The organism is Stenotrophomonas sp. SrG, assembly GCF_050031795.1.
Taxonomy (GTDB): domain Bacteria; phylum Pseudomonadota; class Gammaproteobacteria; order Xanthomonadales; family Xanthomonadaceae; genus Stenotrophomonas; species Stenotrophomonas rhizophila_A.
On record NZ_JBNBBE010000547.1, the window covers coordinates 1 to 253 of the forward strand.

1 protein-coding gene is annotated in these 253 nt (G+C 66.4%); it reads right to left on the minus strand.

The window, feature by feature from the left end; translation table 11 throughout:
- The coding region (locus tag ACQG3P_RS20800; RefSeq protein WP_426806111.1) for a hypothetical protein at positions 1-253 on the minus strand (253 nt) is incomplete at both ends.

Consider the following 253-nt stretch of genomic DNA (forward strand, 5'->3'; position numbering starts at 1 on the left):
TCGGGTTCGGCATAGGTGGCCATCGGCAGTATCTGCTCGGCCAGCGTCTGCTGGGAAGAAATGCGTACCAGCCTTACGACCCGGCGCTCCTGCTCTCGATCCTTCTGGTACACGGCGACAACGTCGCCCTGGATCAGCAGCACGTACCAGTCGCCTGCGATCGGGTAGACATGGAAGGGCGCGTGGCGGACCAGCAGCAGGTTCCTGCCGTCGTCGTAATGCGCTGACCCTCCGGGCGGCGGCGGGGGGGGCG